The organism is Bacillus sp. FSL M8-0166 (assembly GCF_038008825.1).
GTDB classification, from domain to species: domain Bacteria; phylum Bacillota; class Bacilli; order Bacillales; family Bacillaceae; genus Bacillus; species Bacillus safensis.
Genome location: NZ_JBBOZZ010000001.1, coordinates 3,540,194 through 3,554,898 on the forward strand (window position 1 = coordinate 3,540,194; position 14,705 = coordinate 3,554,898).

Annotated in this window: 16 protein-coding genes; 11 read left to right on the forward strand and 5 right to left on the reverse strand. The window is 42.9% G+C overall.

Going from position 1 to position 14,705, the window contains the following annotated elements; all coding sequences use genetic code 11:
• Nucleotides 1–17 precede the first annotated feature (17 nt).
• Complete coding sequence (locus tag NSS92_RS18205; RefSeq protein WP_267586583.1) at nt 18–1,205, forward strand: MFS transporter; 1,188 nt, start codon at nt 18–20, stop codon at nt 1,203–1,205.
• A 293-nt stretch (nt 1,206–1,498) separates the two neighbouring features.
• Complete coding sequence (locus NSS92_RS18210; protein WP_340869791.1) at nt 1,499–2,227, forward strand: NPP1 family protein; 729 nt, start codon at nt 1,499–1,501, stop codon at nt 2,225–2,227.
• Between the two features lie 64 nt (nt 2,228–2,291).
• Here the strand turns inward: NSS92_RS18210 and NSS92_RS18215 are convergent, their stop codons facing one another.
• Entirely contained in the window at nt 2,292–3,449 is a 1,158-nt protein-coding gene (locus tag NSS92_RS18215; protein WP_267586581.1) for an oxalate decarboxylase family bicupin, read from the reverse strand.
• Nucleotides 3,450–3,513: 64 nt separating this feature from the next.
• Nucleotides 3,514–4,683: a PucR family transcriptional regulator gene (locus NSS92_RS18220; RefSeq protein WP_340869794.1), complete on the reverse strand. Its 1,170-nt coding sequence runs from the start codon at nt 4,681–4,683 to the stop codon at nt 3,514–3,516.
• Nucleotides 4,684–4,987: 304 nt separating this feature from the next.
• Between NSS92_RS18220 and NSS92_RS18225 the strand changes: the two genes are divergently transcribed.
• From NSS92_RS18225 to yunB, 4 genes are all read left to right on the forward strand, one after another.
• A complete protein-coding gene (locus tag NSS92_RS18225) occupies nt 4,988–5,839 on the forward strand; it encodes a DUF72 domain-containing protein (protein WP_340869797.1) in 852 nt (283 codons plus the stop codon).
• A 66-nt stretch (nt 5,840–5,905) separates the two neighbouring features.
• Entirely contained in the window at nt 5,906–7,279 is a 1,374-nt protein-coding gene (locus NSS92_RS18230; RefSeq protein WP_340869798.1) for a bifunctional metallophosphatase/5'-nucleotidase, read from the forward strand.
• Between the two features lie 67 nt (nt 7,280–7,346).
• Nucleotides 7,347–7,652, forward strand: a complete 306-nt coding sequence (locus tag NSS92_RS18235; RefSeq protein ID WP_024425980.1) for a YunC family protein — start codon at nt 7,347–7,349, stop codon at nt 7,650–7,652.
• A 75-nt stretch (nt 7,653–7,727) separates the two neighbouring features.
• The gene (gene yunB, locus NSS92_RS18240; RefSeq protein WP_267587093.1) at nt 7,728–8,492 is read left to right on the forward strand and encodes a sporulation protein YunB; all 765 of its coding nucleotides are present in this window, start codon (nt 7,728–7,730) and stop codon (nt 8,490–8,492) included.
• Nucleotides 8,493–8,518: 26 nt separating this feature from the next.
• Here yunB and NSS92_RS18245 read toward each other — a convergent pair whose 3' ends face one another.
• The gene (locus NSS92_RS18245) at nt 8,519–9,463 is read right to left on the reverse strand and encodes a M23 family metallopeptidase (protein ID WP_267587092.1); all 945 of its coding nucleotides are present in this window, start codon (nt 9,461–9,463) and stop codon (nt 8,519–8,521) included.
• Between the two features lie 326 nt (nt 9,464–9,789).
• On the opposite strand from NSS92_RS18245, the gene lipA reads away from it, so the two are divergent.
• The gene (lipA, locus tag NSS92_RS18250; protein WP_251215850.1) at nt 9,790–10,686 is read left to right on the forward strand and encodes a lipoyl synthase; all 897 of its coding nucleotides are present in this window, start codon (nt 9,790–9,792) and stop codon (nt 10,684–10,686) included.
• Between the two features lie 39 nt (nt 10,687–10,725).
• Here the strand turns inward: lipA and NSS92_RS18255 are convergent, their stop codons facing one another.
• A complete protein-coding gene (locus NSS92_RS18255) occupies nt 10,726–11,361 on the reverse strand; it encodes a YhcN/YlaJ family sporulation lipoprotein (protein ID WP_034659879.1) in 636 nt (211 codons plus the stop codon).
• Between the two features lie 120 nt (nt 11,362–11,481).
• Between NSS92_RS18255 and NSS92_RS18260 the strand changes: the two genes are divergently transcribed.
• Genes NSS92_RS18260 through NSS92_RS18270 form a run of 3 tightly spaced genes read left to right on the forward strand, consistent with a single transcriptional unit; the run spans nt 11,482 to nt 13,003 of the window.
• Complete coding sequence (locus NSS92_RS18260) at nt 11,482–11,757, forward strand: YutD family protein (RefSeq protein ID WP_024423368.1); 276 nt, start codon at nt 11,482–11,484, stop codon at nt 11,755–11,757.
• 19 nt (nt 11,758–11,776) lie between these two features.
• Nucleotides 11,777–12,211, forward strand: coding sequence for a DUF86 domain-containing protein (locus tag NSS92_RS18265; protein WP_048237358.1), 435 nt, complete (start codon nt 11,777–11,779; stop codon nt 12,209–12,211).
• An 18-nt stretch (nt 12,212–12,229) separates the two neighbouring features.
• Nucleotides 12,230–13,003, forward strand: coding sequence for a TIGR01457 family HAD-type hydrolase (locus NSS92_RS18270; protein WP_087978090.1), 774 nt, complete (start codon nt 12,230–12,232; stop codon nt 13,001–13,003).
• 39 nt (nt 13,004–13,042) lie between these two features.
• Here the strand turns inward: NSS92_RS18270 and NSS92_RS18275 are convergent, their stop codons facing one another.
• Entirely contained in the window at nt 13,043–13,543 is a 501-nt protein-coding gene (locus NSS92_RS18275; RefSeq protein WP_025094161.1) for a phosphatidylglycerophosphatase A family protein, read from the reverse strand.
• Nucleotides 13,544–13,675: 132 nt separating this feature from the next.
• On the opposite strand from NSS92_RS18275, the gene yutH reads away from it, so the two are divergent.
• A complete protein-coding gene (gene yutH / locus NSS92_RS18280; RefSeq protein WP_267586576.1) occupies nt 13,676–14,698 on the forward strand; it encodes a spore coat putative kinase YutH in 1,023 nt (340 codons plus the stop codon).
• The last annotated feature ends 7 nt before the right edge of the window (nt 14,699–14,705 follow it).

A 14,705-nucleotide genomic window follows, 5' to 3' on the forward strand; every position in this document is an offset into this window, starting at 1 on the left:
AGAAAGAGGTTTTTTGTATGAAGAAGATGGGCAGATTATACATTTTGATGCTCAATATTTTTATTGCCATGCTTGGCTTTGGCCTCATTGTACCTGTTATGCCGAGTTACATCGAAGCCTTTGGTGCAACAGGAAAAACACTCGGTTTTCTTGTTGCTGCAACAGGTCTTACACAATTTGCGTTATCGCCGATTGCCGGCGCACTGACCGATCGATTTGGACGAAGAAAATTGATCATTGCCGGGATTGCCGGCTTTACGATTGCTCAGTTTATTTTTGCTTTTGCTGATCAGCTTTGGATGCTGTTTGTGTCTCGGTTTTTAGGCGGTGCTGCCGGGGCTTTACTCATGCCGGCCATGTTTGCATACATCGCTGATATCACAAGTGAAAAGGACCGAGGGAAAGGAATGGGTCTATTTAGTGCAGCGATGACACTAGGTTTTGTCATTGGGCCGGGCGTAGGCGGCTATTTGGTTGAGTACGGGATTGCTTTTCCTTTTCTTATTGCCGGTTCCTTTGCTGCTCTTTCTACCTTGTTATCCATCCTCTTCTTACCTGAAACATTAACAAAGGAAAAACAGGAAGAGGCGCGGCTCAACAAGGATATTCATTTCAATCCTTTTGTGCAAATGATCGAGGCCCTAAGGACATCGTACGGCTTTTTGTTTATATTGGCCTTTGTCCTCAATTTCGGAATCATTCATTTTGAATCGATTTTCGGCTTATATGTAGACCAAAAACACGGATTTTCACCGAAGGATATTGCGTTTGTGATTACGGTTGCGGGTCTTGCAGGGGTGCTTGTCCAAGGGGCGTTAGTGAATGCTTGTGTGAAACGATTTGGGGAGATGAGAGTCGTCCGTTATGCGCTGTTAGGTGCGGCTTTCATGCTGATCGCCTGTCGTTTTGCGCCGTCCTTTTGGTTGATTTTTACGGGTTCGATTTTATTTTTATCGGCTACGTCATTCGTCCGACCAGCCCTCAATACATTGCTGTCCAAGATGGCAGGCAATCAGCAAGGGGTAGCAGGCGGTCTCAATACATCCTTTATGAGCCTTGCCAACATCGTCGGACCGAGTCTTGCGGGTATATTATTTGATATGAATATTGAGTTTCCTTTTATGTTTGGAACACTGGTGCTTTGCGTAAGCTTCGCTGCATCCATCGTGTGGGGGAAAAAAGTGCAGCATGCTCATGCAGCGTAAGGAAGATTGTAGTTGATCTACAGTCTTTTTTTATTGAATGAAATGTATTTAGAAAAATTCCAATTAGAAATAGTGAATATTTATCTAAATGAATAGTATAGTTTATCAATATTTAAACCTTTTTCTGAGAGATAATCCATATATTTAGGTCTTTGAGATCGATAAAAAATGTTAATAAAATACTAAATTATACATTTTGTGTAAAAAATGATTGATTGGTTTTTTCCGCAATGGTAACATCAATCTCGACAGCATGAGGTAACTGAGATCATCAAGGGAAAAGGGGATAGAAAATGAAGAAGTTTATTTTTGCCATTATATTTTTTATCGTCACCATGTTTAGTACAGCAGTGCCATCAACAGTTCATGCGGCAGAAATTGATCATGACAAGGTAGTTGGTTTTAGAGAAGTCAACCCAACAACTGTTACACAAAAAGCTGCGAAAAAATTTCAGCCTTATTTGAAAGTATGGCATGGATGTGTACCATTCCCAGCTGTAGATGCTGCTGGAAACACAAGCAGAGGGTTAAAAACTAGCGGTTCACATAATGGTGGATGCAGCAGTAATATCGGTCAAGTATATTCACGTTCAGATTGGTACAATGGCAGCTGGGCGATTATGTATGCTTGGTATTTCCCAAAAGATAATCCTTCACCGGGCTTTGGTCATCGTCATGATTGGGAATCCATTGTCGTTTGGATTGACAACCCAGCTGTAGCCAACCCGCGTGTTCAATCGATTGCTTACTCAGGTCATGGGCAATATAAGAAAGTAGCACCGAGTGCAGCAAGTATTTTAGGGACAAATCCTTTGGTAGGTTATGATAGCAACTGGCCATTAAATCATGAGTTGAATGTAAGTGGCAATGTGAGCGGTAAAGGAATGCAGCCTTTAATTGGCTGGGATGATTTAACGCCGGCTGCAAGACATGCATTGAATACAACAGACTTTGGTAGTGCAAACGTACCTTTCAAAGACAGTAACTTTAAAAACAATTTAGCAAAAGCGTGGTATCGATAAGGTTAGCTATGATAAAAAACCGATCATCTAAAAAATGATCGGTTTTTTTATAAACAAAATCGCATCATCTCTCATATTTCACGACAGGTGATTTTTCTTTATGAAGCGCACGAATCATCGCATCATCTACGTGTAAATGTTCTTTCACTAATTGAGGCGGGGTTAAGGCCATCCACTGATTCAACGAAATATCTGCAAACCGGTCACTTTTAAAAATTTCTAAAAACCAAAGGCTCGTTTGGCCGATATTTTGGATGTAATGCCCCATACCAAAAGGAACATATCCAACATCACCTGCTCTGTAATTAAAGGTGCGGGCAGTACCTCCTGCTCCAAAGACTGTCATTTTGGCCGTACCGGTTAAATAGTATTGCCACTCATCATTATTAGGGTGCCAGTGCATTTCTCTCATGCCGCCAGGTTTTACTTCAACAAGTGCAGCCGCAATCGTTTTTGAAATCGGGAAATTCCGTGAATCGACAATTCGGACTGTTCCGCCAGAGGTCGTTATCGGTTTTTGACGAAGAAGCTGGTGCGTAAATGACGGCTTGATGCTGCCGTATGGATCAGATACCATTTGGCTTTCTAAGGATGCCGGCGGCGAACCTTGAAACATGTAGCGCTGCTTATTCGGTATATGGTCAAACAATTTCCTAGGAACACCAAAATTTGCGGAGAGAATATCTTTCGGTGTATGGGCAAACCAGTCTGTGATCGTGAATGTATCAAATTCAGAAAAATCGCCATCATCAAATACAAGAAGGAACTCACAACCATCCTCAAGTCCTTGAATGGAGTGCGGGATACCAGGTGGAAAATACCACAAATCGCCTTCTTCTATATCAGCGATCATATTTCGCCCTTCTGCATCTACAGATGTGATGCGGGCTTTGCCTAAAATCATATACGCCCATTCTGCCTGCTTATGCCAATGAAGCTCACGAATACCTCCGCGTGTGAGCCGCATGTTGACACCTGCAATCGTTGTTGAAACAGGCAGCTCCCGTTTCGTCATTTCCCTAGACCAGCCGCCGTGATTCAAATGCATGTGTGTATCAGAAAATGAAAATTTTAAATTGGGGATTGTTCCGGCATCGGTTTTAGGGGGAACGAGCATATCTGGGTTCTCTATATCTCGAAGGACATCGCGCGGGCCTAAGTCGGTGGCACCCGCGCCATCCTTTCGAATGGGCTGCGGGATGTGACGGAGCTCATCATCCATTTATCATCCCTCCTCGAGTCTCATTTTTCTCCTCCAAACTATATGAAGTTTCAGAAGAAAAAATTCAATCAGGATGGGATGAGAGAAACATTTGAATACGGAAGGCTAAGCGCAGCCGCAATGTTGCGTCAGGATCTTTTAAGCTGATTCGAAGCAATTCTTCACATTTCTCGAGGCGATAAATGACCGTGTTGCGATGAATAGACAATCGTTTGGCTGTTTCTGAAATGTGGCAATGGGTTTCTAAATAGACAGATAAGGTGTGAAGAAGGCTTTGATCGACTTGTGATGGTTCAGATAACGGGTGAAGGTGCAGCTGGTGAAACGTGATCATATCTTTTCTCGGAATGAGCCTTAGTAAATCTGGCACATCCTTTGCCTGATAAAATTGAATATATTCAGTCCGCGATGAGAGATGTCCGGCATGAAGAGCCTCTAATGCTTCATTGTAGCCTTCAGACAGATGGGGGAATGGGCAGCCAGTCAAGCTCACCCCAAAGGAAATAGTGTGATTCACTTGCATTTTAACAAGCATCTGCAACTGTTTTAAAAAAGAGCTGAGCCTGTCGCTAACCTCCGGCCAACTGTCATTCTCCTCCATCAATACAACACCCATATCACCTTTGACAAACAGAAAGGCAGGGAACGGGCAGCTTGGAAGTGCACTTTCGAGCAGATCAACCACTTGATCTAAAACCATTTGCTGCTTCATAAAACATATGGTATCACTACGCTGGTCAAGCTGACAGATCATACATAGATAGCGGCATTCGGCGTTTAATCCAAACGCCTGAGCGAAATGTAAGGGATCTTGCTGGGAAGACGATGCCCTCTCTATCCATCTGCGAAAGCCCTCATTTCTAGCATGCTTGGCCGTTTGCAGAGCGGCATATTGTCTCATGCGCGCAATCGCTATTTCGTTCACTGCTTTTGCAAGCATCGCATGCAATGCTTTATTCTGCGGATTAATGAAAGAAAGGATGACCAGATAATCACATGTTTGTTCGTTTAGATCAATTGGAAAGACGGAAAAGGTTTGTTTTGCATGTATCATCGAAAAAGAATGAGTTGTCCTGCTTTGAAAAAGGGGGAGAATGTGCATCCATTCTGGGCTCGAGATCATGGGGTGCGAGGAATAGAGAATACGTCCATGCTGGTTAAACAAATAGACAGGCTTGTGAATCTTTTTGGCCATTTTTTGTAATATTTCAAACTGGTTATCATCTATGTTCATATCCATTCAATCTCCTTTATTGGTGAAGATGAATAAAAAAATGGACAATCACTGTCAATATCTCTGATATGCATTTTATGTTATCAGTTAAAATCATTTTAGATAGAAAGTTGTCAATTAATATAACAAACAAACATAACGTCAAGACAAAATCACGTGCCGCCAGTCATCTTCATTCAGAATTACGAGCAAATATGATATGTTGTAGACAGAAGAATTTCTTTCAGAAATATGGGTATCACAAGAAACAAAGGCTTCGAATGAGGAAGCCGTCTATACATGAGAGTGGCAAGAGGTGAGAAACATGATTTATATCGGATTAACTGGCTGGGGAGATCATGACAGTCTTTATCCGCCAAAAATCGGCAGCGCGCAAAAACTGTTTCACTACGCGTCAACGTTTCCCATTGTGGAACTGGATGCTAGCTTTTATGCGGTTCAGCCTGAGCGTAATCATGAAAAGTGGATAAAGGATACTCCGGATGACTTTCAATTTGTTGTGAAAGCATACCAAGGAATGACTGGACATCAAAGGGGCGAGATTCCGTTTGCTTCGAAGGAGGAAATGTTTGATGCATTTATTCTTTCGCTGACTCCGCTCATTCGTGAAGGGAAACTGGCCATGGTGCTCTTTCAATTTCCACCTTGGTTTGATTGCAAAAAAGAGCACGTCCACTATTTAAGATGGTGTAAGGAGAAGATGGGCGATATTCCATGTGCTCTCGAATTCCGAAACCGTACATGGTTTTCAGATGAATTTTATGAGCAGACTTTGTCCTTTATGGAAAAGGAAGGATGGATTCATTCTGTCTGTGATGAACCGCAAGTCGGAGAAGGCTCCATTCCGCCAGTCATACAAGCTACACACCGTGATAAAACATTGGTCCGATTTCACGGCAGGAATAAACAGGGCTGGCTTCACCCGGCAGACCATGAGAATTGGCGTGAAGTGAGATACTTATATTTATATAATGAAGCTGAATTAAAAGAGTGGAAAAAGAATCTCGACATTCTGCATCAGCAATCGAAAGATGTCTATGTCGTGTTTAATAATAACTCCGGCGGAGATGCAGCGGCAAATGGCCAGCAGATGATTGATTTGCTGGATATCACCTATTCAAACCTGTCTCCGAAGCAGTTAGATTTATTTAGTTAACCGAGAGCTGACTGAAGCTTTCAACCTGAATGAGACGGTCAGTGACAACTTGAGGGAGAGATCAACATGCTGCAGAAGCTATGGTTATATCATACAAATGACTTGCACAGCCACTTTGAGAACTGGCCAAAAATTGCAGCTTATATTGAAGAAAAGCGTCAAGTTCACGATCAGATGCTCTTGTTTGATATTGGCGACCATATGGATCGAGTGAACCTCGTATCCGAAGCGGATTATGGAAAGGTAAACGTCAAGCTCCTCAATCAGCTTGGCTATGATGGAGTCACGATCGGGAATAATGAAGGCATTACGCTGCCTCATGATCAGCTGGATCACTTGTATGAAAATGCACAATTTCCAGTGGTCCTGTCTAATTTATTTGAGAAAGGCAAAAGGCCATCATGGGCAAAGCCCTATCATATGATCACAATGGAAAGCGGACTGAAGCTCTGTCTCTTAGGCGTGACTATTGCGTATACACCTGTATATGAAAAGCTGGGCTGGAACATTACTGATCCGTTTGACAGCATACGGGACATGCTGCGTGAAGTGAAGGGACAGGCGGATGTCATTGTGCTCTTATCCCATCTCGGTATCATCCATGATCGGGAGGTTGCCCGAGACTTCCCTGAAATCGACATCATCCTAGGCTCACACACGCATCATCTGTTAGAACAAGGTGAAATGGACAATGGTGTGCTGCTTGCATGCGCTGAAAAGTATGGGCATTATATCGGATGCGTTGAGCTGACGATCGATACAGCGCGCAAAGAGCTGATAGAGAAAAAAGCGACAGTACAGTCAGTGGATCAGCTCATTAGTGAATCATATGAAGCCATCACCACCTTGCAGCAGGCAGAAAGAAGAGCAAAAGCACTCATGCAGGAAAAAGTGACAACGATTGAGTCGAAGCTAGAAACGAAGTGGTTTGACGATTCTCCGCTTCCGCAGCTCTTAACAGATGCCATTAAAGATTGGTGCGGAGCAGATATTGGGATGATGAATGCAGGTATGGTGCTTGATTCATTAGAGGCAGGGATTGTTACAAGAGAAGAAATCCACCGGATATGTCCGCATCCCATTAATCCCATTCGGGTGACGCTTACCGGTCAACAGCTCATCGAAACGGTTCAGCGGGGCTGTGAAGAAAAAATGGAACAGCTGCGCATCAAGGGCTTCGGCTTTAGAGGTGAGCTGATGGGGAAAATGCTATATAGCGGCCTCAGCTATACATTAGAAGAAGGCGAGGCCAAACGGGTGAAGGATGTCTTTGTACATGGTCAATTGATCAAAAAAGACGCCTCCTATACTGTTGGCACAGTCGATATGTATACATTAGGCTCTCTTTTTCCTCATATCCGTGATCACGAACACATTGAATATTTTATGCCTGAATTTTTACGTGATGTTCTGACATGGCGCTTGAAGGAAGCAACATGAAATCCGCTTCAGCCTAACAACTCGCGCCCTCTTTTCACATAGATTGTGGTGAGAGGAGTGAAGGGATTTGGTGAATTTAACACCTATTACAATTGATGGCCATTCCTTTACAGCGGTCACCGTCAAGCTGCCGAAGACAAATTTCATGGCAGTAACAAATGAACATGGATATATCATGTGCGGTGCACTGGATGTCGGGCTCTTGAATGAAAAGCTTGCAGATAGAGGAATTATTGCAGGAAGAGCAGTTGGTGTAAGAACGATTGAGCAATTGCTGGATGCTCCTTTAGAATCTGTGACATACGCCGCAGAAGCGCTGGGCATCTCAGCTGGAACAATTGGAAGAGATGCATTATTAAAAATGGTGAAATAAAATAGAGAGATGATTCCTATCCCCCCGCCTGTCTGCATACACATGTAATGGAGAAGGGGGGATTTTTTATTGAGAATGAACCGCCGTTATCGCCCCTACAAAAAGGGCCCTTTGCCATTTCGTTACGTCATGCTGCTTGCCATCTTATTCTTTGTGCTCTCAACCGTGATTAGTTTATTCTTTATCAACCGATCAATTAAACCAACCCTTATTCACATTGCTGAACTAGAAACAGAGCGCATCGCCAATCACCTCATACAATATTCAGTGCAAGACTTTGCAGACGATCAGGAGAATATGAAGGATATGGTGGTCATGAATACAAGTGAGAACGGAAAAGTGACGACCATCGATTTTAATGCGCAAGCAACATCGAAAGCAATGGCTGACCTCTCACGTCATCTTCAAAAAAATTTAGAGGACATTGAAAAGGGGAACTTTCAAAAAGAGGCAAAAGAAGCATTAAAGGATCAAACAGATGGACATGATGGCATTATATATAACATTCCGCTCGGGCAAGCATCCGGAAATGCACTCATCGCCAACCTAGGACCAAAAGTGCCTGTACGCTTTAGTGTGATTGGTGATCCGCATACGGACGTTGAAAAAAACATTAAGCCTTATGGCATCAACAATGCCTTGATTGATATTAGTGTTCTGATCGAGGTCAAGGTAAGAGTCATTATCCCATTTGCCTCTGAAACAATCGTAGTCAAAAACTCTGTTCCTGTCTCCATACAAGCCGTTCAAGGAGACGTACCAGATTATTATAATGGCAGCGGAACAAACTCAGGTGCTCCATCGATTGTTCTCCCAGAGAAAAAGGAGAAAGAGGAATAACAGCCCAAGTATGATTGGGCTGTTTTTTACTTTCGTTTCCGTTCAGCTCTTTCCCACGCCCTTAAATGAGGATATGGGTCAAATGACCATTCGGTTCTTCCGTTGTCTTTGTACATGCCATAGTGAAGATGAGGCGGAAACTTTCCTGCGGTGCCTGGAGGACCGTAACCGGAGCTTCCGACAGATCCAATCACCTGGCCAGGTTCAACAATTTGACCTGTCTTGAGTCCTTTCGCAAAGCCATTTAAGTGAGCAAAGTAATGATAATGATTATGAATATCTCGAATGCCTATCCGCCAGCCGCCAAAACGGTTCCAGCCTTTCATTTCAATCACGCCATACGATGTCGCACGAACGGGAAGTCCATAATGGGCAAATAAATCGGTTCCCTCGTGAATTCTTCTGCCTCCAAATCCTCTCGCATCCCCCCATGTACTCCGGTAGCTGTAGTCAGCTCCAACTGGAAGAGGAAAAGCATGTTTTCCAAGATCAAGATGCCCGTAGTGCTTATATAGCTTCATAAAAGATGAAATGATTCCAACGGTTTGATCACGTCCATAATAGTCCCATAAGCCAATTTTTAATTGATCAATGCTGCTGCCGTAGTGAAGCAAGTATTGAGCAAACGTGAATAATACATCCTCATCGTCATCGCTGTTCGCTTTTCCATCCCCATTCCCATCAAGCCCAATTCCGTCAAACACTTTAATGCTTAAAGGGGAGGTATCTTGTTTATTCGGGTTTTCTGGTCCAATCCACATTTCCCGGGGAATGTAGATGCCAATGACGCCTTTTTGTTTCGGTAAATCTCTTCTGCTTTTTCGAATATTGTGTTCATACTGATCAACTGCAGCAAGTACATACCATGGAACCTGTGTTGTGATGGAGACTTTTTCATATAGGGCCATTCTCTGCTTCAATTCATCTGGCTGCTTGCCCGTCCCTTTTGCATGAACAGGTAAAGGGAGCATTGAAAGAGCAATCATGATGGCTAAAACCACTTTCACAAACGTCCATCTCCTTTCATCGACCATCGTCTTCTACCGTTTAGTGTGGTTAGATCACTCTATTTCATAAGAAGAAAATGTTAGTAATTTTCATCTGTTTTTTTAGGAGTCTTTTGGGTATTTTTGCAGCTCATTCCCTTGTTGTTCAATCTGTACTATGTTAAAGTGTCTAAAGAAAAGGCTTTAGGCCGAAGATTCAATTTTTTGCAGCTTCTTGGCTGCATCCATCGTATATAGCAGGAAGATTTTTGTAGATGCACCTTTAACGAATTCATATGGAGATGATGGAATTGGCAAAGAAGGAAGAGCACGTAAGAAAACCGGACTGGCTTAAAATTAAGCTGAATACGAATGAAAACTATACCGGTTTGAAGAAAATGATGCGGGAAAACAACCTGCATACTGTTTGTGAGGAAGCAAAATGTCCGAATATTCACGAATGCTGGGCAGTGAGAAGAACCGCTACATTTATGATTCTTGGATCTGTTTGTACGCGCGCATGCCGTTTCTGTGCGGTGAAAACTGGACTTCCAACTGAGCTTGATCTGCAAGAGCCAGAACGCGTGGCAGATTCAGTAGCCTTAATGAACTTAAAGCACGCTGTCATAACAGCGGTTGCAAGGGATGACCAAAAGGATGGCGGGGCAGGTGTGTTCGCTGAAACCGTTCGTGCCATTAGAAGAAAAAGCCCATTCACGACCATTGAAGTTCTCCCTTCAGACATGGGCGGTCATTATGATAACTTGAAGACGTTAATGGACACACGTCCTGACATTTTAAATCACAACATTGAAACAGTTCGCAGATTAACGCCAAGAGTTCGTGCGCGTGCTACATATGATCGTTCATTAGAATTCTTGCGTCGTGCAAAAGAAATGCAGCCCGACATTCCAACAAAATCAAGCATTATGATTGGACTCGGTGAAACGAAGGAAGAAATCATTGAAGTCATGGATGATCTTCTTGCCAATAACGTGGATATCATGGCGATTGGGCAGTACTTACAACCTTCGAAGAAGCATTTGAAAGTTCAAAAATACTACCATCCGGATGAGTTTGCAGAGCTGAAGGAAATTGCGATGTCAAAAGGCTTTAGCCACTGTGAAGCTGGGCCGCTTGTGCGCTCTTCCTACCATGCAGATGAACAAGTAAACGAAGCGTCTAAAAAGCGTCAGGCGCAAGCGTAACAAAGAAAACGCCAGAGCTCTCTGGCGTTTTTTCTCGTATTAATTTTGGCCGTAAGGGGCGTTTCTTCTCATCGTACGATCGGAATTCGTCATGCCATTTGCATCTTCTTTCGTTGAAATATCTCCACCTTGAGGGGAATACTTCATTTGTTGAATCGTTTTAGTTAAAATTTGGTCGAAATCACGTGAATTGGTTTGAAGACGTGAAAAATTGGCAATGGATTGAAAGTGCTCTGGATTATCAGAGACGTATACATGATAATAACGAGGGAGAACAGAAACCGCCGTTTTCTTAACTTGATCGGCAGATTCATCACGGTTTTTGTTTCCTGTTCGATACACGATGAGTGCATCCTCATCTGTCACAAGTGTGGCAGCATCTTTGATGTTTGGCAGCTGCACCGTTAAACTTGTAATGACGTGGGCGAGATGCTCACGATTTAAAGCAGGGGTTCTTTCTTTCTGATCCGTTACTTGCTGGCGCTGATAACGAACATATCCTGCTCTGTTTGTGTCTGCTTCTGGCATGTTGGAATTATTTCCTTCATGACGATCCGACAGACGGATGGTTTTACTTGAAGAATCTTCATCCACTTGCCGGTTCATACCTGATTGAAAGCCGCACCCGCCTAAAAGCATGCTGAGGAGAATCGCGGCTGTCAGTTGTTTCTTCATAAATGTGACCTCCTTTTTCCTTTATCTTCGGCTAAATCGGAAAAAACATGCTTTAGCAATTGATGGAGTTCTTCCAATGAATTATCATTAAAGATGGATCGTTTAAAAAGAGGTGAGAAGATGATCGTCGTTCAGAATGCTACCTTTGATCTTGTAAGAGATATCAAAGACGGCTTTAATGAAGAAGCGTTTAAAGCAAGGTACTCAGATATTTTAAATAAGTATGATTATATTGTGGGGGACTGGGGCTATAATCAGCTCAGGCTGAAGGGGTTCTTTGATGACCAAAACCAAAAGGCCACATTTGATACTAAAATCAGCACACTCGATGAATACATTTATGAATACTGTAATTTTGGCTGTGCCTATTTTGTCTTAAAACGAATCAGAAAATAACGCAAAGGGGAGCGTCATGATGTATTTCGTAGACAGAAAAAAGATTGAAGAGACATTACGTTTTTTCGAGGAGCAATATGAGTTGATGCAGAGTCATCAAACATGGACAAGTCCTCTAGAGAAAAAAGCGCTGGAACGAATTGTTCATTTGCTCGTCGAATGTATTCTTGATACTGGAAATGACATGATTGATGGCTTTATTATGCGTGACCCAGGGAGCTATGATGACATCATGGATATACTTGTTGATGAAAAAGTCGTACCAGAAGTGGAAGGCAGTCAGCTGAAAAAGCTTGTCTCATCCCGCAAAACACTTGTGCAGCAATATCAGGAAGTGGTTCATCATGACTTATTGCAGGTGATCAGCGAAGTAGAGCAGGCACTAGAGGTCTTTCCAAGCCGCATCCGTACCTACTTGGAGCAGGAGCTTGGCCCAGTATCAGCGTTTAAATAAACCATTGGAGTTGTGAGCATCATGAAATACAAAGGCTATTTAATTGATTTAGACGGGACAATGTATAAAGGAACAGAAAAGATCGAGGAAGCAGGTCAATTTGTTCAAAAGTTAAATGAGTTGAACATCCCTTACTTGTTTGTCACGAATAACTCATCACGCACGCCGAAGCAGGTGGCGGAAAAACTCGTTTCATTTGATATCCCAGCAACAGAAGAACAAGTTTTTACAACAAGTATGGCGACGGCTAATTATATTGCTGAGCAAAAGAAAGATGCGTCAGTTTACGTGATCGGTGAAGAAGGAATCAAGCAGGCTATTGAAGAAAAAGGGCTGACGTTTGGTCAGGAAGACGCTGATTTCGTTGTTGTTGGAATTGATCGGGGCATTACATATGAAAAATTAGCAGTAGGTGCGATTGCCATTCGTCAAGGCGCACAATTTGTCTCAACAAATGGAGATATAGCCATTCCAACAGAAAGAGGGCTTTTGCCAGGGAACGGCTCGTTAACATCTGTACTAACCGTCACCACAACAGTTCAGCCGACATTTATAGGAAAGCCAGAATCAATTATTATGGAACAAGCGATGCGTGTGCTTGGGACAGATGTGTCTGAGACGCTCATGGTGGGTGATAACTATGATACGGATATTATGGCAGGAATGAATGCAGGAATGGACACATTACTCGTCCATACAGGTGTGACAACAAAAGAGCTGCTTCAGAAGTATGAAAAGCAGCCAACCTATGTCATTGATTCATTATCCGAGTGGATCGAGCGATTATCATAAAAAAAGAGGACAAGCGTTACGCGCGCGTCCTCTTTTTCTTTATTCTGCGTTTCTTGCACTATGTGCCAGCCTGCTTGATGCGGCAGCAGCAATAGCGCCGACAATGTCATCTAAAAAGGTGTGGCATTCGCCTGTGGATTTATCGTTGAGTTTCCCGAGAATTCCTGGTTTTTCTTTATCGATATATCCGTAATTCGTAAAGCCGATCGAACCATAAATATTGACGATAGCAAAGGATAAAATTTCATCAACGCCATACAGGCTTTCGTCAGTTTCAAGTATTGATTGAAGCGGCTCAGTCAGCTTTTTTTGCTCGGCGAGTACGTCTAGTTCGACGCCCGTTAAAATCGCATTTTGGACTTCACGTTTTGCGATGACACGCTCCACATTGTGGATGCACTCTGTCATGTCTAAGCCAGGATGATATTTTTCCTGTAAAAAGTAGACAAGGTCTGCTATATCTTGAATGGTTACGCCTCGTTCTTGTAAACGGCGTCTTGCTGTTTTTTCTACTTCGTTCATCTCATGATGATGCGGCATGTATTCCTCACCCAATCCTCGTAATTTGTCCACAACGTGTAAAAAGCTTCGGATAGTAAATAGTATTCATAAATCCCTCAACCTGCGACTACGATATGATAAGAGATTGATCATAGGAACGCAGGTGAAAACATGAAAGAAACCATTTATCACACATTTGGTATTGATGTTCGTCAATTTACGCCATATGGCAGTTATCAGAGCTTTCAAACGGCGGAGGCTCTCTTCCTCATTGTTCCTGTGTCTCATTTGCGAGAAGAAGAACTCTCAGAGTTGTATCATATCAGTCAGTATTTACTGAATGCTGGAGACCCATACGTCGCTGTGTTTGAATTAACAAATGAAGAGAAACCCACCTTTACTCATGGAAAGGAGCAGTACGCTTTATTAAAAGCAGCGCCACCGATCTCAAGCCGCTCGTTTCAGCAAGCGTCAGAACTGGCAGCCTTTCATGTCAGAGGAAGAGGATTTCCATATGAGGTATCCGAAACAAAACGCGTAGGTGCCTGGAAGGAATTATGGGCAAAACGATTAGATCAGCTTGAAGGCTTTTGGATGCAGCAAATGCATCAAAAACCGCTGGAACGGTTTGAACAAAAATTCATTGAATCGTTTCCGTATTATCTTGGATTAACGGAGAATGCCATTCAATATTTAGTAGATACTGAGCTTGATGATGAACCGAAAGAAGGTGACTCGGGCACTGTCTGTCATCAGCGCTTTTCACGTATGACATGGCCGCATGAGCAGCCGCTGCGTTTACCTGTGGATTGGGTCTTTGATCATCCAACCCGTGATATTGCTGAATACTTAAGAGAAACCTTTGTACAGCATAAGGAAGATTTAATTGAAGAAGGCTTTTCCTTTCTTCAGCAATATGAGGAGGTGACACCTCTTTCCTCCTTTTCAAAGCGTTTGTTATACAGCCGCCTGCTGTTTCCGCTTCATTACTTTGAAATTGTAGAAGGCTACTACATGTCTGGAGAAAATGAAAAGTCATATTATGAAGAGCGGTTAGATTACGTCTTAAATGATGCCAATCGCTATGAATACTTTCTAAAGGTCTTTCAAGAAATGAGTGCCATGCGAAGCGGCGGCAGCCCCATTCCGGCTGTTGGCTGGATTCAGCCATTTGCTGATTTGAAGTTTCAGTGAACAGACG